This is a genomic window from Haloarcula limicola (assembly GCF_010119205.1).
In the GTDB taxonomy this organism is placed as follows: Archaea; Halobacteriota; Halobacteria; order Halobacteriales; family Haloarculaceae; genus Haloarcula; species Haloarcula limicola.
Window position 1 is genome coordinate 61,682 of sequence record NZ_WRXM01000001.1, and the last position, 20,047, is coordinate 81,728.

Consider the following 20,047-nt stretch of genomic DNA (forward strand, 5'->3'; position numbering starts at 1 on the left):
GTGATGTCAGGACGCCATCAGCAGGTCGAAGCGGCCATCCTCGCCCGGCGAGAGCGGGTCAACGAGGCGCTCCCGGAGGAACTCCCGGTCACGCGGCCGGAACACCTCTACGAGGCGACCCGGTACCTGCTGGACGCTGGCGGCAAACGACTCCGACCGACGGTGCTGCTGTTGGTCGCCGAGTCGCTGTTGGACGTCGAACCGCTCTCGGAGAACTACCGCGACTTCCCGACGCTGGACGACGGGCGCGCCGACGTGCTGTCGGCGGCCATCGCGATCGAGGTCATCCAGACGTTCACGCTCATCCACGACGACATCATGGACGACGACGACCTCCGCCGGGGAGTCCCCGCCGTCCACAAGGAGTACGACCTCTCGACGGCGATTCTGGCCGGCGACACGCTGTACTCGAAGGCCTTCGAGTTCCTGCTCGGAACCGGGGCCGCCCCGGAGCGGACCGTCGAGGCGAACAAGCGACTCGCCACGACGTGCACCCGTATCTGTGAGGGACAGTCGCTGGACATCGAGTTCGAGCAGCGCGAGGCGGTCACGCCCGAGGAGTACCTGGAGATGGTCGAACTCAAGACCGCCGTGCTGTACGGGGCCGCGGCGTCGATCCCGGCGACCCTGCTGGGGGCCGACGAGGAGACGGCCACGGCGCTGTATAACCACGGGCTGGACGTGGGCCGGGCGTTCCAGATCCAGGACGACCTGCTGGACCTGACGACGCCCTCGGAGAAACTGGGCAAACAGCGCGGGTCGGACCTCGTCGAGAACAAGCAGACGCTCGTGACCCTACACGCGCGCCAGCAGGGCGTCGACGTGGCGAACCTCGTCGACACCGACTCGGTCGAGGACGTCTCGGAAGCCGAGATCGACGACGCCGTCGCCCGGCTCCGCGAGGCGGGCTCGATCGAGTACGCGGAGGACCGAGCACAGGAACTCGTCCAGAGCGGGAAGGAGAACCTCGAAGTGCTCCCCGACAACGAGGCCCGCGAGCTGCTGGACGGCATCGCGAACTACCTCGTCGAGCGAGAGTACTGACCGTCGGACCGCGCCCCGTCGGTTTTTCCGGGGTGAGTATCGGGCAACAGACCTATAATCGGCAGACGCGACGGCCGAACCATGCCGACGTACTCGGTCCTCGCCGACGTCAACGAACAGGAGATACAGAACGCCCAGGAGCTCGTGAGCATCTGGGGCGACGTCCGACAGGACATCGAGGACCTCGGTGGGGAGCCCCTCGACAGCTACGCGCTGGCGGGCAGCTACGACTTCCTGCTCACGTTCGAAGTCCCCGACGAGGACACCGTGCTGCAGGCCTCCATCGCGATCGAGCGGTACGGGCTGGACACGGAGACGATGCGCGCGGTGCCCACCGAGCAGTTCGGTGAACTCGTCACGGACATCTGAGGCGATAGCCCGCGGTCGGCTCCCCGTGGCTCTCGTTCCCCGAATCTCGACCTTCACTCTCCGGAACGGAGTTAAACGGGTTCGACCCCAACAGTCGGCCGTGACACGGTTCGTCCTCTACGGCGGGAAAGGCGGCGTCGGGAAGACCACCGTCGCGGCGGCGACGGGGCTGCGACTGGCGCGCGAAGACCACGAGACGCTGGTGGTCTCGACCGACCCGGCTCACTCGCTGGCCGATTCCCTCGGCGTCGCTCTCGGCGGTGACCCGACCGAGATACGTGAGAACCTCTGGGGCGTCGAGGTCGACCCGCAGGCGGGCGTCGACCGCTACCGCGTGCTGTTCGAGGCGCTGGCCGACGAGTTGGACGACGCCGGGATCAGCCTCGACGAGGAGGAGGTGGCGACGCTGTTCTCCTCGGGCGTCGCGCCCGGCAGCGACGAGCTCGCCGCGCTGGAGGGGCTGGCGACGTACGTCGACAGCGACCGCTGGGACCGCGTCGTCTTCGACACCGCGCCGACCGGTCACACGCTCAGGCTGCTCGACCTGCCGTCGGTGATCGACCGCGGGATGGCGACGGCGCTGGACCTCCGCGACCAGGTGCGACGGAAGGTCGACGCCACGCGGACGATGCTGTTCGGGCCGATGGGACGCAAGCGCCGCGGGGAGCACGACGACTTCACGGAGATGCGCGAGCGGATGGAGCGCGTGGCGACGGTCCTTCGAGACCCCGAACAGACCGAGTTCCGCGTCGTCACGATCCCCGAGACGATGGCGGTCCGCGAGAGCGAGCGTCTCGTCGACCGGTTGGGCGAGTTCGGGATCCCGGTGACGACGCTCGTCGTGAACAAGGTCATCGAAGACCCGGGCGACTGCGAGCGCTGTCTCGGGAAGCAGGCCGTCCAGGAGGAGGCCATCGCCGCGCTTCGCTCGTCGCTGCCGGACCTCGACGTGTGGACGGTTCCCGACGAACCCGGGGAAGTCACCGGACTGGAGACGCTCGAACGGGTCGGCGCGCGTCTCGACGTCTGAGGGCCGACGGTCGACCGTCGCGAGCGGCTTAGCCGCGACGGGGGCCGACAGCCGCGCGAAGCGACCGGCCGAGCCACGTCAGCGCGACGGCACAGGCGAAGTACGTCATCAGCAGACCGACGTGATACAGCGCCGAGTTGTGGCCGATGCCCAGCAGGGATTCGACCCCGTAGACGACGTTCTCCAGCCCCCACGGGGCGTCGTAGACGGCCATCGTCAGGAGGTAGGTCGGCACGTAGAGGGCGATTGCCAGCGGGGAGTCGGTCAGAGTCGGGAGGGCGGTCGAGAGCGCGAAGTACGCGAAGAGGGCGAGCGTCGCAGGGCGGGTCAGGAGGCTCCGGCGGCGGTCGCGGTCGCGTTCGCCGCCTTCGTCGAGGTACTCCTCGAAGGAACGGAGGTCCGTCTCGCTGTGGCCGAAGGCGGTCACATCGTTGTGGGCGACGGTGTTGTCGAACTTCAGCGAGCGGTACTGATCGGGACCCATCGGGAAACCGGGAACGCTTCCGCCGATAGTCAGTCCGATTCTGGCGAGTGTCATCGGTACGGGAAGGACGCGAAGCGGCTTCCCGTCGGCGCGATAGATCGCGCGAGCCACGTCAGCGAGGGTCAGCACGTCGGGACCGCCGAGTTCGTACGTCTCGCCGACGTGGCGCTCGTCGGTCACGCAGTCGGCGAGCATCTCCGCGAGGTCCTCGACCCAGATCGGCTGAAACCGGGTCTTGCCGCCGCCGGGGAGGCCCGTGACGTACGGCGTCGTCAGCAGGCGCGTGAAGGAGACGAACTCGCCGCCGTCGCCGAAGACGACGGAGGGCCGAACGATCGTCCAGTCCAGCGCGGAATCGCGGACGACGGTCTCGGCTTCGCCCTTCGCGCGGATGTAGTGGGTCGGCCCGTCGGGGTCGGCACCGAGCGCGCTCACCTGGACGAATCGGGAGACGCCGTGACGTTCGGCCGCGGCGACGGCGTTCTCGGTCCCGCCGAGGTGGACTCGCCCGTGCATCTCGTTTCCCCCGTCGGGTTCGAACAGCGGCGAGAGCGCGACGAGGTTCACGACGGCGTCTTGCCTGTCGAACGCTGAATCGAGCGCGTCGAGATCGGTCACGTCGCCCGCGACCGTTCGCACGCCGTCGGGGAGGGCCGTCGCGTCGGGGGAGCGAGCGAGCGCCGTCACGTCGTGGCCTCGCTCGACCAATCGGGCGGCGAGGCGGCGACCGACGAAGCCGGTGCCGCCGAGGAGGAGGATTCGCATGCGAGTCGAGATACTGTGCGTGGGGAGTTTACGTCATCCGCCGTCGGCCGCGACACCCCCTGTCACCACCGCTAGCAGGATGGGTGGTGCCTGGTTGCGTAGGGTCCGCTGGAACCGGCGTCTCGAACAGCCAGAAAGCCCCCGGTCGCTCCAGTCGAGGGACTCGCTGCGGTCCTCGGCCTCCGGCCTGCGGTCCTTACGTCGCCCGTCTTCCCGGAGCGACCGGCCCCTTTCAGTCCCACCCGAGTCGGCTGCTCAGTTTTACCCCAAGGGGTAGCGAAAGATGGATTGTCGGCACAATTCGAGGGACGAACCATCCACGACTGGAGTCGGGGCTTCCCGATTCTCATATCCTACTTCCAAGCTACACCGTCTCTCAGGAACGGAGCGTATCGAGGCCCGACACCGACTCGCTGCGCTCGCGGTATCGATCGTACAGTTCCGCCGCCCACGCGTAGAACGCCGGGTCGGTCCCGTCGGCGCAGGCGTGGAGTTGTCCGCTCTCGTCGTAGGCGAGCAGGAGAACGCGGTCGTCTGTCAGCGTCAGGCCGAACGAGACGGAATCCGGACTCTGGTACAGCGTAAAGGGCAGGACGCTCACCACCGTTGCGAACTCGGCGGGGTTCTTCTCGCGGGCGCGGTCGATGGTCAGCCCGTCGAGGACGAGTTCGGTCTCGACGCCCGAGAGGACCAGTTCGGCGTGGGCGTCGTGGAACAGGCGGCTCAACACCGGCGATATCATCCGCACGCGGGAGGTGTCGGCCGACTCGACGGTACTCACGTAGTGGCTGACCGGGGCCTGCGGTTGGTCGGTCTCGGCGACGACGAGCGTCGCGTCCGCGAGTAGGTCCGGGTCCGGTGCCACGTCCGCGGGCAGGTGTGCGTAGAGGGCGTCGTTCTCGCCGATTGCAGAGAGGGCGTCCACGTACTCGCGGTGGCGGCGCGTGACCAACAGCCCCGTCGTCGTCAGGCGGTAGTCGCCGTCGCGCTTCTCGGCCCAGCCCCGGTCGGCGAAGGCGGCCAGATTCCGCTGGACGCTCCGGCGAGACTGGTCGAGTTCGTCGGCGAGGTCGCGGGGCGACCCCGGGGTCTCGCGGAGGCGCTCTAAGAGCGCCAACCGGTCGGGCGAGTCCGCGAGGAACTGCGCGGCGTCGGGAGCCATACCCGGTGGCTGCGACGGCCGCGAAAATAACGCTGACGGGACGCAGGCCGGGGAACCGCGCGCCGGCCGAGCGAACCCGACGGCGTTTTGACCGGGGCGGTGTCAGAGGCGAGCATGGACGACGCGCTACGCCAGCGTATCGAGGAGGCCGCCGAGACGAACGCCCTCCTCAACGCGGTCAAACACGACAGCGAGGCACAGGTCGGGGCCATCATGGGGCCACTCATGGGCGAGAACCCGGAGTTCCGCGAGTACGGCGACGAGATCCCGGCGATCGTCTCGCCGGTGGTCGACCGGGTCAACGGCATGGACGCCGAGGGACGCCGCGAGCGACTGAGCGAACTCGCCCCCGAGAAACTCGAAGCGCTCGAAGCGGCGGACGAGAGCGACGAGCACCCCCTTCCGGACCTCCCCGACGCCGACGAGTACGACACCGTGCGGATGCGCGTCGCGCCGAACCCCAACGGTCCGTGGCACATCGGCCACGCGCGGATGGCGGCCGTCATCGGGACGTACAAGGAACGGTACGACGGCGAGTTCGTCTGCCGATTCGACGACACCGACCCGGAGACCAAGCGCCCGGACCTCGACGCCTACGACGCCATCCTCGACGCCATCGACTATCTGGGCTTCGAACCCGACGCCGTCTATCGGGCCAGCGACCGCGTCGAGACGTACTACGACCACGCGCGGGAACTCATCGACCTCGGCGGGGCCTACACCTGCTCCTGTCCGCAGGGGGAGTTCTCCGACATGAAGAACAGCGGCCAGGCCTGTTCCCACCGTGAAAAGGACGCCGAGACCGTTCTCGACGAGTTCGAGGCGATGGTCGACGGCGAGTACGAGAGCGGCGAGATGGTCCTCCGCGTGCGGACCGACATCACGCACAAGAACCCCGCGCTGCGTGACTTCGTCGCCTTCCGGATGATCGACACGCCTCACCCCCGCGAAGAGGCCGAGGACTACCGCTGCTGGCCGATGTTGGACTTCCAGAGCGGCGTCGACGACCACCTGCTGGGGGTCACGCACATCATCCGCGGCATCGACCTGCAGGACTCCGCGAAGCGCCAGGGGTTCGTCTACGACTACTTCGACTGGGAGTACCCCGAGGTCGTCCACTGGGGGCACGTGCAGGTCGACGAGTACGACGTGAAGATGTCCACCTCGACCATCGCGGAGCTGATCGCCGAGGGGGAACTCGACGGTTGGGACGACCCGCGCGCGCCGACCGTCGCCAGTCTCCGCCGGCGGGGCATCCGCGGCGAGGCGTTGGTCGACGCGATGGTCGAACTCGGCACCTCGACCTCGAACGTCGACCTCGCCATGTCCTCGGTCTATGCGAACAACCGCGACCTGATAGACGACGACACCGACCGCGCGTTCTTCGTCCGCGACGGCGACGAGCACGGCGGCCTGGTCGAGCGCCAGGTCGTCGGCGGTCCCGACGCCGGCGAACCGCCGTTCCACCCCGACCACGAGGACCGGGGTCGACGCGAGATCCCGGTCGCGGGCGGCGTCGCCGTCGAGGGCGACGACCTGCCCGAACACGGCGAGCGCGTCTGGCTGAAGGGCTACGGCTGCGTTCGGCACACGCGCGACGCCTTCGAGTACGTCGGCGACGACATCTCGGCGGTCCGCGAGGAGGGCGTCGACGTGGTCCACTGGGCACCGGCCGACGGTCCCGAACTCCGCCTCCGGACGATAGACGGCGACGTGACCGGCGTCGCAGAGCCGGGCGTTCTCGACTACGAAGCCGACGACATGCTCCAGTTCGAGCGCATCGGCTTCGCTCGCGTGGACGAGATCGCATCCGACGGCGAGTCCGTCGCGTACTTCGCACACCCCTGATCAGGTCGTCCATTCCACGTCGGTGAACTCGAAGCGCGCGCCGCCCGCCTCGCTCTCGGTGAGCGTCACGTCCCAGTCGTGGGCGTCGGCGATGGTCTCGACGATCGCGAGGCCGAACCCGGTGCCGTCGCCGACGGTGGTGTAGCCGGATTCGAACACGGCGTCGCGTTCGTCTTCGGGGATTCCCGAGCCGTCGTCAGCGACGAAAAAGCCGTCTTCGAGTTCGCCGACGGTGACCGAAACCGGCGACTCGTCGGTGCCACCGTGTTCCAGCGCGTTCCGAAAGAGGTTCTCGAACAGCTCGGTCAACCGCCCGGGGTCACAGAGGACGGTCCGCGACGTCTCGATCGAGCAGGTCGCCCCCTCGGTGAGGACGCCGTTCCACGCGCCCTGCGCGACGATGCGGAGGTCGACCACTTCGGTGTCTTCGATATCTTGCCCCTCTCTGGCCAGCGTGAGCGTGTCCTCGACGAGCGCCTCCATCCGCTCTAACGCGTCGCCGACGGAGTCGAGGCGGTCCTCGACTTCCGGCGTCGCCCCGTGTCTCGCGAGCTCGAGGCTCCCCGATGCGACCTGTAACGGGTTCCGGAGGTCGTGGCTGACGATGCTGGCGAACTCGTCTAAGCGCTCGTTTTGCTCCTGCAGTCGCTCCTCGCGGGCCTTCTGTTCGGAGATGTCCGCGATGATGGCGACGCTCCCGAGGATGTCGCCGTGTTCGCCCCGAATGGGGGCGATGGAGACGCTCACGTCGAGCGTGTGGCCTCCGCGGTGTCGGAGCTGCGTCTCGACGCCGGTGAGGCGGTCCCCGTCGAGTACGCGCTCGTGGCGGCGCTGTAACTCGGTGCGGTGGTCGACCGGGAGGACGGAGAGCGGTTCGCCGCAGATCTCGTTCGTCGACCACCCGAACAGCGACTCCGCGGCGGGGTTCCACACGTCGACGACGCCCGCCTCGTCCGCGGCGACGATCGCCAGCGGCGACGCCTCGATGAGCGTCTGGAGGCGCTCGCGCACCTCAGCCAGTTCGGATTCGAGGTGAGCTCGGCGGGAGACATCTTGGACCACGCCGACCGCTCTCGACTCGCCTTCCGCCGTCGCGAGCGGCGTCACGGACACCTCGCACGGAATCCGGTTCCCCGACGGTGTGACGACCTTTCTCTCCTCGCTCGCGTCGGCCTCCGACGGTCCCTCGCCTCGGTCCGACTTCAGGACGGTCGCGACCGGTTCGCCGACGAGCGTCTCCGCTTCTCGGCCCGTGAGCTCGGCGAACGCGTCGTTGACCCTGACGAACCGTCCTCCGTCGTCCGCGAGGTACACCGGCTGGTCGAGCGACTCGAAGACGGCTTCGTACTGTCCCGCATGCCGCTCGTCGGGCTCGCAGTCCGTCATCGACCCTCCCGGGCGGTGTCGTCGGGCACGGGACGCCCCGCAGCGCCGTCTCGCCTGCGCATCGCTAAGTCGGGAGAGACGAGTGGGGCGAGAGCTACCGCGCGGCGCGGCGGAGCGAACCGGCTTCGCATTTCAGCTACGTGTTTGCCAGTATCGAACTTTGTTCTATCGGCCCCATTATCACTGTTTTATCGACGGCTCCGAAGTTCGGGGGCGGTGAGAGGCGACCGTTACTGTCGTTGAAAACGGCGAGTACCGGTCGCTCGTCTGTCGGTCCCCGCTCCCTCTCTGACCGGTTCCCCCGACGCGTTTTTACCGCCGACGGACGCAGTGAGTGACGTGACAGAAGACACCGGCGAGACTGTGACGGTCGAGCGGGACGTCCCGTTCCGGGAGGTCGACGGGCGGACGCTCCTACTCGACCGCTACGAGGCGACGGCGGCGAGCGGCCCGAAACCCGTGGCCGTCCTCGTCCGCGGCGGCGCGTTCCGCTACGGCGACAAGGGCGAGTTCGCCCGGCACGCCATCGACCTCGCCGCCGAGGGGTACGTCGTCGTCGAACCGCAGTACCGGCTGGCTCCGGAGTGGACGTTCCCGGCCCCGCTCGTCGACGTGAAGGCCGCGATCGAGTGGTGTCGCGCCGAGGGCGTCAGCGGCGACCCGCAGGGCGTCGTGGCCGTCGGACACTCCGCGGGCGCGAGTCTGGTCCTCCTGGCGGCGGCGACTGCCGACGAACCCGGTTTCGAACCGGAACGCTACCCGGGCGCGTCGTCGTCTCTCGATGCCGTCGTGGGCTACTCCGGCGTCTACGACTTCCGCGCGCTGGGCATCGAGGACGGCGACCACGAGCTCGCGGCGTACCTCGGTGGCGGCCCGGAGGAGATCCCCGAGGCGTACGACCTCGCCTCGCCGGCCGGGCAGGTCGACGCGTCGATGCCGCCGACGCTGTTGCTCCACGGCGAGGACGACGACGTCGCGCCGCCGCGGCAGTCCGAACTGATGGCCGAGGCGCTGGCACCGCTCACCGATATCGACTACGAACCGGTCGCGGGGGGCCACGCCTTCCCGTTCCACGGTGGGTTCTACGACGACGTCTACGACCGCACCGCCGCGTTCCTCCGTCAGCACGTCGGCGCGGTGACGGGGCCTGGCCGCGACTTGGACGCGGGCGGGCAGCCGCCGAGCGGTGGGCCGGACGGGCGGCTTCCCGACGACGAACCGGGCCGCCGACCGTCCGGCGGCCCCGACGACCGTTCTCTCGGCGGCGGTCCCGAGGACCGAAAACCGCCAACGGGCGACCCGGCCGACGGCTCGAACCGCTATCGAGACTGACGCGTCCGGTCGAAACTTTAAGTACCACCGACGAGTGGTGGTAGATACCAATGGCCATAGATCCCGAGTTCGAGGACAACCGCGAAGTGGTCGAGGAACACGACGGCCACGACGTGTGGGGACCGGTCGAGGAACCGGAGACGCTTGGTATCCACGGCACACACGTCGCCGTCGACTTCGACATCTGCATCGCCGACGGCGCGTGTCTGGAGGACTGCCCCGTCGACGTCTTCGAGTGGGTGGACACGCCCGATCACCCCGAGAGCGAGATAAAGGCCGACCCGGCCCACGAGGACCAGTGCATCGACTGCATGCTCTGTGTCGACGTCTGCCCGGTCGACGCCATCGACGTGGACCCCGGACGCGCCGGCCGGATCTGAGCGTTCGCCGACAGTTCCACGGGCCGCGTTCTCGGTCCGCGCGAGTCGCCGGTAGCGGGTAGTCACTCGCTACTCGCCGCCGGCCGACATTATCACGAACATACATTTATATTCGACCCGCTTTGAGGTACGTTCACGAGGGTCGTGAGTGATATGCACACAGTAGTTCTGACGAAGGGCGTCCCGGACTTCCGCGAGGGGAAAGTCTCCTTCGACGAGGACGGGCACCTGGAACGCGGGAAGACACCGACGGTAATGAATCCGAACGACAAGCACGCGCTCCGCGCGGCGTTCCAGACCAGCGTGCGCAACGGCGGGCACGTCTCGCTGATGAGCATGGGACCGCCGGGCTATCAGGAGGTGTTACAGGAGGGCATGGCCGACGTCTACGCCGACGACCTCTATCTCCTCTCCGACCGGGAGATGGGCGCGGCCGACACCTGGGCCACGGCGATGACCGTCGCCTCGGGCATCGAGAAACTCGACACCCGACCGGACCTCGTGTTCGCGGGGTTCAAGACGGCCGACGGAGAGACGGGCCACACCGGGCCGCAGACGGCCTACTGTCTCGGCTGGCCCATCGTCACGCACGTCATCTCGCTGGATATCGACGAGGAGGAGGACCGCTTGCGGGCCAAGCGGCTGGTCGACGGCGACGTCACCGAGATCGAGACGGTCGAGGCCCCGCTCCCGTGTTTCGTCGTCGCGGACCCGGAGTTCGAGCCGACCTACCGGAAGGCGACCCATCGCCTCGAACACAAGGACCGCCGCGAGCAGACGCGGGAGCGGGCCGAGGAGTACGAGGACCACCTCACGGTCTGGGACCACGAGGACCTCAACCTCGACCCGGACTACATCGGGCTGGACGGCTCGCCGACCATCGTCGCCGGCGTCGACCCCATCCCCAAAGCGCCCTCCGAACGGGAGGCGACGGACGTCGACGGCGGCGACCCGGCCGAACTGGAACCGGTACTGGACGAACTCGCGCCCTACGCGGCAGGTGACTGACGATGCCCGAGATAGACCCCACCGAACACGAGATCGCCGAGCTTGGACCGAAGATCAAGGACGTCGACGACGCCGACGAACTGCGCGAGATGCTGGAACTCGAAGCAGACGGTGAGGACCGCGCGCCGGTGAAGACGCTCATCGAGGACCGCATCGAGAAGCTCGAAGCGGAGGACGACGGCGAGGTAGACCCCGAGAGCGTCGACCTCTCGGAGATGACCGTCGCGGACATCGCGAACATGGTCCGGGACGTCGACGACGTGGCCGTCCTAGAGGGCGTCCTCGAACGCGAGCGCGAGGGCAAGGACCGCTCGTCGGCCGTCACGCAGATCGAGAACCGCATCGAGTCCATCGAGGGCAGCGACGAAGACGAGGACGCGGAAGTCGAGTACGTCCCGCCCGAGGAGAAGTACCCCGAACTCGACCACCCGACCAACGACAAAAAGTGGGTGGAGGGAACCGTCGGCGAGGAGTACCGCGACATGTGGGTCTACTGCGCGACCCAGGCCGGCGAACTGGTCGACGTCTCCAAGGAGATGCTCGGGAAGGCCCGCGAGCTGATGGACCAGTACAACGAGGACTACGGGGAGGACGAGCGAGTGGTCGCGGTTCTCATCGGCGACGAGTCGAGCGACCTCGTCGAGGAGGTGACCGCCTACGGCGCTGACCTCGTGATCTACCACGAGGACGACCGCCTCGAACGCTTCCGACACACGCCCTACACCGAGATATTCACGGACATGTCCCGGGCGGGCGGCGACCTCGCCAGCGAGGGCCACGAGGAGATCGACTGGAAGGACTACCACGAACCCCGGTATACGATTTTCCCGGCGACGAACAACGGCCGGGACCTCTCGGCGCTCGTCCAGGGCGCGCTCGACTCGGGGCTGGCTTCCGACTGCTCGGGGCTGTACATCGAGAACGCGATGATCTCGAACCCGGCGAAGGTCGGAAAGGCCGGCGACAAGAAGGAGTTCGAGCGCGTGCTTCACATGAAGCGGCCGGACTTCTCGGGGTTCGAGTACTCCACGATTCTGTGCATCGACAAGCCCAACCGCGACTTCCATCCGCAGGGGGCCTCGGTGATTCCGGGGAGTTTCGAGATCCCCGAACCGGACTACGAGCGCGAGGCGGAGGTAATCGACTACGAGATGGAGTTAGACGACGACTGGTTCCAGGTCGAGGTCACGGAGTTCGACCGCCTCACCGGCGGCGTCGACCTGACGGGCAACGACGTCGTCGTCGCCGTCGGCCGGGGCATCGGCGACGACCCGACGAAGGGCATCGAACTCGCCCTCGACCTCGTCGACGCCTTCGACGACGCCGACCTCGGCCTCTCGCGCGGCGTCATCACCTCCTCCTATGCCTTCGACAGCCACGTCGAGCAGTACGTCACGGAGGAGCGCCAGATCGGCGAGTCCGGGCAGGTCGTCGAACCGGACGTCTACATCGCGGCGGGCATCTCCGGCGCGATTCAGCACAAGGTCGGCTGCGACGAGTCCGACACGATAATCGCGATCAACACGAACCCGGACGCCGACATCCGGGACTTCTCGAACTACATGATCGAGGGCGACCTCTTCGACGTGTTGCCGCGGTTGACGGAGGCGGTCGAAGCGGGCGAACTCGGTGCGGTGATGCAGGAGGCGAGCGATGACTGACCACGAACACTACGAGGCGGTCGTCGTCGGGTGCGGTCCCGGCGGGGCCGCGGCGGCGGTGACGTTAGCGCGAAACGGCGTCGAGACGCTCGTCCTCGAACGCGGGGTCGACGCCGGGTCGAAGAACGTCTCGGGCGGGCTCATCTACGCCGAGGAGTCCGCGCCGTACACGATAGACGGCCTGTTCCCGGACTTCCGCGAGGAAGCGACCGAGCGCCCGGTGACGGAGAACTTCATCCACAACATCGCCGGCGACCGGGTGAAGACGTTCGACCTCGGGGGCTTACACCACCACGACACCGCGTGGGCCGACTCGGTCCTCCGGCGACCGATGGACTCGTGGCTGGCACGACGTGTCCACGAACGCACCCGTGAGACAGGCGGCGGCCTGCTGACGGACGTCCACGTCACCGGCCTGCTCCGCGAGCGGGGCGAAATCGTCGGCGTGACGAGCGATGAACTGGACCCCATCGAGGCCGACATCGTCGTCGCCGCCGACGGCGTCAACTCCGAACTCGCCCGCGACGCGGGGCTGATGGACTGGGAGGAACCCGACGAGTGGTTCCAGGGGGTCAAAGCCGTCGCCGAGATGGACCCCGACACCATCGACGAGCGCTTCGACATCGACGACGACGAGGGGGAGGCCCACCTGTTCTCGGGCGACCTCTTCGACGGCGTCCGGGGCGGCGGCTTCCTCTACACCAACGAGGCGTCGCTCTCCATCGGGACGGTGTTCCACCTGGACTCGCTGGCCGAGGAGCGGGCCGAACCGCAGGACCTGCTCGACAGCCTGCTCACCCACCCGCTGATGGCGCAGTGGCTCGGCGACGAGTACAACGAACTGGAGTACAGCGCGAAGCTCGTCCCGGACTCGAAGAAGGTGGCACACCCCTCGCCCCACGAGGACCGCCTCGTCCTCGTCGGCGACGCCGCCGGGCAGATGCAGGCTCAGGGCCCGATCATCAAGGGGATGAACCACGCCGTGACGGCCGGCGCGCTGGCCGCCGAGGCGTTCGCCGACGCTCGCTCGCGGGGTGACCCCCATCGAGCGGGGAAGTTCTACGAGAAGAAGCTCAACGACGAAGGGGTGATGGAGAAGCTCCGACCGACCGGTTACGACGTGTTCGGGCGGGCGGGTGAAGTCGGCGCGATAGACGACCTCACGAACAGCGTCGCCGAGTCCGGCGTCGGCCGCTTCGCTATCCGCGCGGCGGGCGGCCTCTTGGAGCGGGCCTACAACTCGCCGACGCTCGTCTCGATGATCCCCGACACGAAACTGCCCTACGTCACGCTCCCGACGGTCATCGCCGAGGAGCTGGGCGACCCGGTGACGGACGTGAACAAGGTCGAGCCGCCGGAACTGGACGAGCGCATCGGCGACCTGACCTACGACGTGGGCGAACCGCACATCAAACTCCTTGATAAGTCCTTCGAGGCGTCGGGGACGGCGGTGACGGCCTGCCCGGTCAGCGCGAAGGACTTCGGCGGGGGCTGTTACCGCGACGAGATGGTCCAGACGAACGGCCACGAGGAGCACCTCGTGAGCCTCGACACCCAGCCCTGCGTCGAGTGTGGGACCTGCGCCATCGTCGCCGAGACCGAGTGGGAACACCCCGCCGGCGGGAAGGGAGTCGAGTTCAAACAGGGATAAGTCGTGAGTCAGCACCCGCAGTACGAGGAGAGAATCCGCGCGCTCGAACGAGCGGCCGAGGCGACCGCCGAGTCGCTCGACCCGGACCCGCCCGACGAGACGCGGGCGACTGAAGTCGTCCGCGAGGGCGTCGGGCCGACGGTGGCGCTGTACTGCGAGGCGCGGACCGGCGGGACGTGGGCCCGCTTCGACGGCGAGACGTTCGACCGACTCGAAGCGGCGCTGAATCGCTGGCTCGACTGCTACGCCGCGTGCTACGGTGTTACCCTCGACGGAACCTACTCGATTCGCACGGCGGCGGAACTGCTCGTGGACACGCACGACGCCGCCGCCGTCGCCGCGACGCTGACCGGCGTTCCCGATCGGTAACTCGCTTCGGTTTCTCCGACGCTGGCGTTGTGAATAATCGTGACAAACAGTTAAATACTGGGGGATGGTAACACGTTCCATGGAGCTCACCGAGCCACTGCAGTTCGACCACACAGACCGGAAGGACATCTACGAGTACGTCGAGTCGCACGGGTCGGTGGATCCCGAGGAGGCGCGCAAGGCTCTGAGAATGGAGCCGCATCCGTTCGGCCACCACGTCGCCATCATGAAACGCGACGGCGTCCTCACCGAGTTCGACGAGGAACTGCGCATCGCCTACGAGGACAGCGGCGAGGAGGAGTTCCAAGCGGACGACGTGGAGTTCACCATCCGACAGGCCCGACAGGAGGACCTGACCGGACTCGTCGGGGCGATCCGGGCGGCCATCGGGAGCGGCGAGTACATCGACGCCGAGACGGTCGCCGACGTCATCGACACCGAAGGGGTCCTGCTCCGACACAACGAACTGGAGTCGCGCATCTTCTTCGTCGCCTGCATCGACAACGACGTCATCGGCTGGGTCCACCTCAAACACCCCGAGAGCAAGAAGCTCTCGCACACCGCCGAACTCACCGTGGGCGTACTGGCCGACTACCGCGGCCACGGCATCGGCGCGCGACTGCTCGAACGCGGCACCGAGTGGGCGTCGGACCACGGCTACGAGAAACTGTACAACTCCGTCCCCTCGACGAACCAGGACGCCATCGACTTCCTCGAAGACCACGGCTGGGAGACCGAAGCGGTGCGCGAGGACCACTACAAATTCGACGACGAGTACGCGGACGAAGTGATGCTGGCGCGCTCGCTCTGATCAGGGCCACTCGTCCTCGTGGCCGTCCAGCGGTTCCGGAACGACGCCATCCTTCTGCACCCAGACTCGCGCGTGTGCCGTACAGACGAGTCGGTTGGCGTCCCACGGAATGTGCAGCTCCACCGCGGCCTCGCTCTCGCAGTCCGCTTCCTCGCAGGTCGTCATAGCGCGACCACGACCATCGTCACCAGCATCGACCCGGTGAGCAGCGCCTGGACGACGCTCGACGCGAGCATCCCGACAGTCGTCACGAGCGCCGCCCGCAGTCCCTGCTTGGCGTCCTGTTGACGCCAGAACTCCACGGCGAACACCGTCGCGGCCACGCCGAGGATGAGGCCCACCGGTCCGGTGACGAAGAAGAGTAGCAGGCCGACGATCCCCGCGACGACCGCCGTCGTGGTCGACGCGCCGCCGACGCGGGCCGCGACGGCCCCGCCGAAGAAGTCGACGATCCACGTCAACACGCCGACCAGCGTCAGGCCGACGAGCACCACGAGCGGGAGGCCGACGGCGTACCAATAGACGTAGACGCCCGCGAGCGACAGCAGCGCGCCGGGCACCTGCGGGACGAGGCTGCCGACGACGCCGCCGACGAGCAGGGCGAACGCGAGGACGACCAGTATCGTCTCGGTTCCGGTGATCATGTGTGGCGGTCCAGTTCCTCCTGTACCCACTCCTCGCCGTAGAGTCGCGTCAATCTTTCGACGCTTCCGCCGAGCGCCCGCATGCACTGTCGCCGCGAGACGAAGCCGAGTTCGTCGGTCACGCTGTCCCACGACCGCGCCTGCAACACCTTCCGGACGAGCAGTCGCTCCTCGCGGTCGGTGAGCGCGTCCGGGTCGTCGGGCGCGACGAGATGTCGAACCGCGAGCGCCCGAAACGGCGCGGGATCGGTGTCGAGGATGGCCGCGCCGCCCGGGACGCCGGCGACGAGTCGCCACTCCCAGTCGGAGAGGTCGAGCGGGGGCGCGCCGTCGACGGCCCGCAGCGCCGCCCGCACCACGTCCGGGTCGCAGTCTGAGAGCGCGTCGGAGAGGACGGCACCGACGCGAGCGAGGAACCACTCCGCGTGTCGCTCGGCGAGCGCTCGACCGGTCTCCGAACGGGGGTCGAGCATCACTGCGGAGTACTCGCCGCTCGTGTCGTTGCGCGACGTGGAGAGGTGGACAGTATCGAACCCGTTCCGCCGCCAGAACCGGACGAGTTCCGGCGTCGCGCCGTAGCCGACGCCGAGCCAGTCCGCCTCGTCGTCGAACTCGGTACGGACCCCGTCGAGGAGACGCGACCCGAGGCCGCGTGACCGGACTGCGGCGTGGGTGGCGATGCGGAGGACGCGCTGACCGACCGGGACGCCCGCGGCCTCGTCGCGCAGTTGAGTCGTCAGCACGTCGGGGACCATGTTCCCGCGGATGCGCCCGCCCTCGTACATCGTTGCCCGCGTCTCCGCGTCCAGATCGCCCTCCTGCGCGAGCAGCGCGACGGCGACGACGTGGTCGCGGTCGGACTGCCGGTCCGACGTAGTCAACGCCCGAGCAGAGAGATTCGGGGCGTCGAGCAGCCGCGCGAGGTCGGCGGGTTCGGTGCGGTAGTGAGCCAACACGAGCAAGCCGAACACCTCCCGAAGCAGGTGTTCGTCGGCGAGCAGGTCGGCGCTCGTCAGCCGGCGGTACTCGACCGTCTCGGGCGTGGCGTCGGCGACCAACTGCTCGACGGGCGGCCGCGCGTCGAGCAACAGCGCCCGGAACGCCCACGTTTCCACCGGGTCGGCGTCGGCGTAGCGGATCGGCGTCGTCATCGTCACGTCCGTCACCGCGCGGTCGCTCTCGGCCAGTCGGTCGCGGAACCGCACCGAGAAGCCGCGTCCGGCCCCCTCGTAGCCGTGAACCGTCGTCGTGAAGGCGACGGCCGGGGCGGAGAGCAGCGATTCGAGCCGCCGGACCGGCAGCGCGGCGGCCTCGTCGACGACGACTACGTCGGGGTCTTCGGGTAGCTCGACGGCCGCGGCGGGCTTCGCGAACCTGATTCGGCCACCGCTTCTCCCGTCGCCCCCGCCCTCGCTGTCCCCGCTGCTATCAACCGCGCCGTCGCCCGCGACGCGCAGCTCGCGAGGGGCGTCCTCCCTATCGCCCTCGAAGGCGACATCGCACGTCTCGAACAGCGACGCCGCGCGAGCGAACACCTCGGCCGCGCTCCGATACTGCGGCGCGGTCACGAGGACGTCGCGCCCGTCGAGCGCGAGATTCGCCGCGGCGAGTCCGGCGGCGCTCGATTTCCCGCGGCCCCGGTCGGCCTCCACGACGACGGCGTTGCCGACCTCCCGAAGCGTCTCGAAGGCGCGGATGGCCGCGACCTGGTCGTCGGTGAGACACGCATCGTAAGTCTCGGGCCGAAACGCGGCGTCGTCCGGCGGGGCCGGCGGCGCGGTCGGACGGCGCGGCGGCGGGTCGGTCAGCCCGCGCTTCTCGACGGTATCACCCTCCGCAGTCACCCTCACGACGGCGACGCCGCGATGCGCGCGCAGCGTCTCGACTAAGCGACGGCGGAAGTGACCGCTCACGTCATCGACGCCGAACGGCGGGACGGCGAGGGTGCCGTCGAAGGCATCACGCTTCTCGGGCCACTCCTCCAGCGATGGCGTCAGGAGGACGAGCAGACCGCCGCCGTCCACCGCGCCGACGGCAGTCCCAAGCGCGTTCGGTCGGAGTTCGTCGTGACAGTCTAGCACGACCGCGGTTCGGGTCCGCCCGAGTAGCTCGCTCGCCCGGGCCTGCTCGTGGCGTTCGCAGCCCAGAAACTCGTCGGGACCGAGCAGCGTCGTCTCCTCGCGGGGGATCTCGGCGGCGTCGAGCGCCGCCGCGGCGCGGTCGCGGGTCCGGGGGGCGTCGCCGGCCAGCACGAGCACCCGCCGCTCGTTCGACCGACGGGCCTCCGCGCGTAGCGACCGTGCGAGGTCCATATCTCTCGGTGGTGGTCGCGCGGTGATGGTCGTGACGGTCTCGGACCGGGTTCCGGCTCTCTGTTACCGCTTCGACAGCCGTGACAGCGTCTTCGTTCACAGAACACGAGGGCGCTGTGTGGCGGGCTGGCACGCGCTCTCGGCTTCGAAAGCGCTTTTAGGGCCGGTGGCACAGAATGGGGTACAGCCTGCGCCGGGTTGATGATGCTCCCAGCCTTCTCAGGACTACGCATGCCATCGCGGCGTGCCGCGGGGTCTCCCGCGAACGGCGGGGGAGCCTGAGCCCGCGCGCAGGAGGTGAATCATACAAATGCCAGTATACGTAGATTTCGACGTTCCGGCCGACCTCGAGGACGACGCCCTCGAGGCGCTGGAAGTCGCACGAGACACGGGCAGCGTGAAGAAAGGAACCAACGAGACGACCAAGGCCGTCGAGCGCGGCTCCGCCGAACTCGTCTATGTCGCCGAGGACGTCCAGCCCGAGGAGATCGTCATGCACATCCCCGAGCTGGCCGACGAGAAGGGCGTCCCCTTCATCTTCGTCGAGCAGCAGGACGACCTGGGCCACGCCGCGGGTCTCGAAGTCGGCTCGGCCGCCGCCGCCATCGTCGACTCGGGCGAGGCCGAAGGCGACGTCGAGGACATCGCCGACAAGGTCGAGGAGCTCCGCTGAGGTGACCAGAGATGAGTGCTGAGGAATCCGAAGGAAGCGGTGCCACGCCCGCCGAGGTCATCGAGATCGTCGGCAAGACGGGGATGCACGGCGAGGCCATGCAGGTCAAGTGCCGCATCCGCGAGGGCGAGAACCAGGGCCGTATCATCACGCGCAACGTGCTGGGTCCCGTCCGCGAGGGCGACGTGCTGCAGCTCCGCGAGACGGCCCGCGAAGCCGACTCCATCGGAGGTCAGTGACGATGCCCCGAACGAGAGAATGTGACTACTGCGGGACGGACATCGAACCCGGTACGGGGACGATGTTCGTTCACAACGACGGGACGACCGTCCACTTCTGTTCCTCGAAGTGCGAGAACAACGCCGAACTCGGCCGCGAGGCCCGCAACCTGGGCTGGACCGAGTCTGGTCGCGGTGCCGGCGGCGAGGTCGAACACGCCGACGACACCGTCGAGGACGAGTCCGCAGAGGACGAGGCGGACGACGTCGCTCCGGACCTCGAAGCCGCCGAGGACGAGGCAGAAGCGGACGAGTCTGAAGAGGAAGCGGAAACGACCGAAGAGAGCGAGAGCGAATCCGAAGAGGACGAGGAGACGGAGGAGGCCGAGGCCTGATGGCCGACGCCGAGCGCACCTTCGTCATGGTCAAGCCCGACGGCGTCCAGCGCGGACTCATCGGCGACATCGTCTCCCGCTTCGAGGAGCGCGGGCTGAAGATGGTCGGCGGGAAGTTCATGCAGATCGACCGGGACCTCGCCGAGGAGCACTACGGCGAGCACGAGGACAAGCCGTTCTTCGAGGACCTCGTGGACTTCATCACGTCGGACCCGGTCTTCGCCATGGTCTGGGAAGGGCAGGACGCGACGCGGCAGGTCCGCGACATGATGGGCGAGACGGACCCCGCGGAGTCCGCCCCCGGTACCATCCGCGGCGACTACGGGCTCGACCTCGGTCGGAACGTCGTCCACGGCTCCGACCACGAGGACGAGGGCGCGAACGAGCGCGAGATCGCGCTGTTCTTCGACGAGGACGAACTCGTCGACTGGGAGCGCATCGACGAGACCTGGCTCTACGAGTAAGCCAGGGTCGCGGTCCGTTTCTGTCGTTCGCGGTTTCGCGG

The 20,047-nt window shown here is 68.2% G+C and carries 20 protein-coding genes and 1 pseudogene; 15 read left to right on the forward strand and 6 right to left on the reverse strand.

Features of this window, described 5'->3' with window-relative positions; all coding sequences use genetic code 11:
• Positions 1–3: 3 nt before the first annotated feature.
• From idsA3 to GO488_RS00375, 3 genes are all read left to right on the forward strand, one after another.
• On the forward strand, positions 4–1,044 hold the full coding sequence (gene idsA3, locus GO488_RS00365) for a geranylfarnesyl diphosphate synthase (RefSeq protein WP_162315830.1): 1,041 nt from the start codon (positions 4–6) through the stop codon (positions 1,042–1,044).
• Positions 1,045–1,125: 81 nt separating this feature from the next.
• On the forward strand, positions 1,126–1,413 hold the full coding sequence (locus GO488_RS00370) for a GYD domain-containing protein (RefSeq protein ID WP_162315831.1): 288 nt from the start codon (positions 1,126–1,128) through the stop codon (positions 1,411–1,413).
• 100 nt (positions 1,414–1,513) lie between these two features.
• Positions 1,514–2,443 (forward strand): ArsA family ATPase, encoded by a 930-nt coding sequence (locus GO488_RS00375; RefSeq protein ID WP_162315832.1) that lies wholly within the window; start codon positions 1,514–1,516, stop codon positions 2,441–2,443.
• Between the two features lie 367 nt (positions 2,444–2,810).
• Here the strand turns inward: GO488_RS00375 and GO488_RS00380 are convergent.
• Both GO488_RS00380 and GO488_RS00385 read right to left on the reverse strand, forming a co-directional pair.
• Positions 2,811–3,692 (reverse strand): annotated as a pseudogene (locus GO488_RS00380) (complex I NDUFA9 subunit family protein); the annotation flags it as partial.
• Positions 3,693–4,068: 376 nt separating this feature from the next.
• Positions 4,069–4,854: a helix-turn-helix transcriptional regulator gene (locus GO488_RS00385; RefSeq protein ID WP_162315833.1), complete on the reverse strand. Its 786-nt coding sequence runs from the start codon at positions 4,852–4,854 to the stop codon at positions 4,069–4,071.
• Between the two features lie 114 nt (positions 4,855–4,968).
• Here GO488_RS00385 and GO488_RS00390 point away from each other — a divergent pair, with 114 nt between their 5' ends.
• Positions 4,969–6,702: a glutamate--tRNA ligase gene (locus GO488_RS00390; RefSeq protein WP_162315834.1), complete on the forward strand. Its 1,734-nt coding sequence runs from the start codon at positions 4,969–4,971 to the stop codon at positions 6,700–6,702.
• Here the strand turns inward: GO488_RS00390 and GO488_RS00395 are convergent, their stop codons facing one another.
• Positions 6,703–8,088 carry a PAS domain-containing sensor histidine kinase gene (locus GO488_RS00395; protein WP_162315835.1) on the reverse strand — a complete coding sequence of 462 codons (1,386 nt, stop codon included), beginning with the start codon at positions 8,086–8,088 and terminating at the stop codon, positions 6,703–6,705.
• Between the two features lie 339 nt (positions 8,089–8,427).
• Here GO488_RS00395 and GO488_RS00400 point away from each other — a divergent pair, with 339 nt between their 5' ends.
• From GO488_RS00400 to GO488_RS00430, 7 genes are all read left to right on the forward strand, one after another.
• On the forward strand, positions 8,428–9,420 hold the full coding sequence (locus GO488_RS00400) for an alpha/beta hydrolase (protein ID WP_162315836.1): 993 nt from the start codon (positions 8,428–8,430) through the stop codon (positions 9,418–9,420).
• Between the two features lie 50 nt (positions 9,421–9,470).
• Positions 9,471–9,800, forward strand: a complete 330-nt coding sequence (locus GO488_RS00405) for a 4Fe-4S dicluster domain-containing protein (RefSeq protein WP_162315837.1) — start codon at positions 9,471–9,473, stop codon at positions 9,798–9,800.
• Between the two features lie 153 nt (positions 9,801–9,953).
• Positions 9,954–10,808, forward strand: coding sequence for an electron transfer flavoprotein subunit beta/FixA family protein (locus tag GO488_RS00410; protein WP_162315838.1), 855 nt, complete (start codon positions 9,954–9,956; stop codon positions 10,806–10,808).
• Positions 10,809–10,810: 2 nt separating this feature from the next.
• A complete protein-coding gene (locus GO488_RS00415) occupies positions 10,811–12,469 on the forward strand; it encodes an electron transfer flavoprotein subunit alpha/FixB family protein (protein WP_162315839.1) in 1,659 nt (552 codons plus the stop codon).
• Entirely contained in the window at positions 12,462–14,120 is a 1,659-nt protein-coding gene (locus GO488_RS00420; RefSeq protein WP_162315840.1) for an FAD-dependent monooxygenase, read from the forward strand. Before GO488_RS00415 ends, GO488_RS00420 begins: the two co-directional genes overlap by 8 nt.
• A gap of 3 nt (positions 14,121–14,123) precedes the next feature.
• Complete coding sequence (locus GO488_RS00425) at positions 14,124–14,489, forward strand: DUF8055 family protein (protein WP_162315841.1); 366 nt, start codon at positions 14,124–14,126, stop codon at positions 14,487–14,489.
• A gap of 79 nt (positions 14,490–14,568) precedes the next feature.
• A complete protein-coding gene (locus GO488_RS00430) occupies positions 14,569–15,300 on the forward strand; it encodes a GNAT family N-acetyltransferase (protein ID WP_162315842.1) in 732 nt (243 codons plus the stop codon).
• Here the strand turns inward: GO488_RS00430 and GO488_RS19520 are convergent, their stop codons facing one another.
• Genes GO488_RS19520 through tmcA form a run of 3 tightly spaced genes read right to left on the reverse strand, consistent with a single transcriptional unit; the run spans position 15,301 to position 18,256 of the window.
• Positions 15,301–15,465, reverse strand: coding sequence for a DUF8014 family protein (locus tag GO488_RS19520; RefSeq protein ID WP_164509597.1), 165 nt, complete (start codon positions 15,463–15,465; stop codon positions 15,301–15,303).
• A complete protein-coding gene (locus tag GO488_RS00435; RefSeq protein WP_162315843.1) occupies positions 15,462–15,944 on the reverse strand; it encodes a DUF456 domain-containing protein in 483 nt (160 codons plus the stop codon). Before GO488_RS00435 ends, GO488_RS19520 begins: the two co-directional genes overlap by 4 nt.
• Positions 15,941–18,256: a tRNA(Met) cytidine acetyltransferase TmcA gene (gene tmcA / locus GO488_RS00440; RefSeq protein ID WP_162315844.1), complete on the reverse strand. Its 2,316-nt coding sequence runs from the start codon at positions 18,254–18,256 to the stop codon at positions 15,941–15,943. The genes GO488_RS00435 and tmcA overlap by 4 nt, the downstream gene beginning before the upstream one ends.
• A gap of 310 nt (positions 18,257–18,566) precedes the next feature.
• On the opposite strand from tmcA, the gene rpl7ae reads away from it, so the two are divergent.
• The 4 genes from rpl7ae to ndk are packed head-to-tail and all read left to right on the forward strand — an operon-like array spanning position 18,567 to position 20,006.
• Positions 18,567–18,929, forward strand: a complete 363-nt coding sequence (gene rpl7ae / locus GO488_RS00445) for a 50S ribosomal protein L7Ae (protein WP_162315845.1) — start codon at positions 18,567–18,569, stop codon at positions 18,927–18,929.
• Positions 18,930–18,940: 11 nt separating this feature from the next.
• Positions 18,941–19,168: a 30S ribosomal protein S28e gene (locus GO488_RS00450; RefSeq protein ID WP_135303141.1), complete on the forward strand. Its 228-nt coding sequence runs from the start codon at positions 18,941–18,943 to the stop codon at positions 19,166–19,168.
• 2 nt (positions 19,169–19,170) lie between these two features.
• A complete protein-coding gene (locus GO488_RS00455; protein ID WP_162315846.1) occupies positions 19,171–19,542 on the forward strand; it encodes a 50S ribosomal protein L24e in 372 nt (123 codons plus the stop codon).
• Positions 19,542–20,006, forward strand: coding sequence for a nucleoside-diphosphate kinase (gene ndk / locus GO488_RS00460; protein ID WP_162315847.1), 465 nt, complete (start codon positions 19,542–19,544; stop codon positions 20,004–20,006). The genes GO488_RS00455 and ndk overlap by 1 nt, the downstream gene beginning before the upstream one ends.
• Positions 20,007–20,047: the final 41 nt, after the last annotated feature.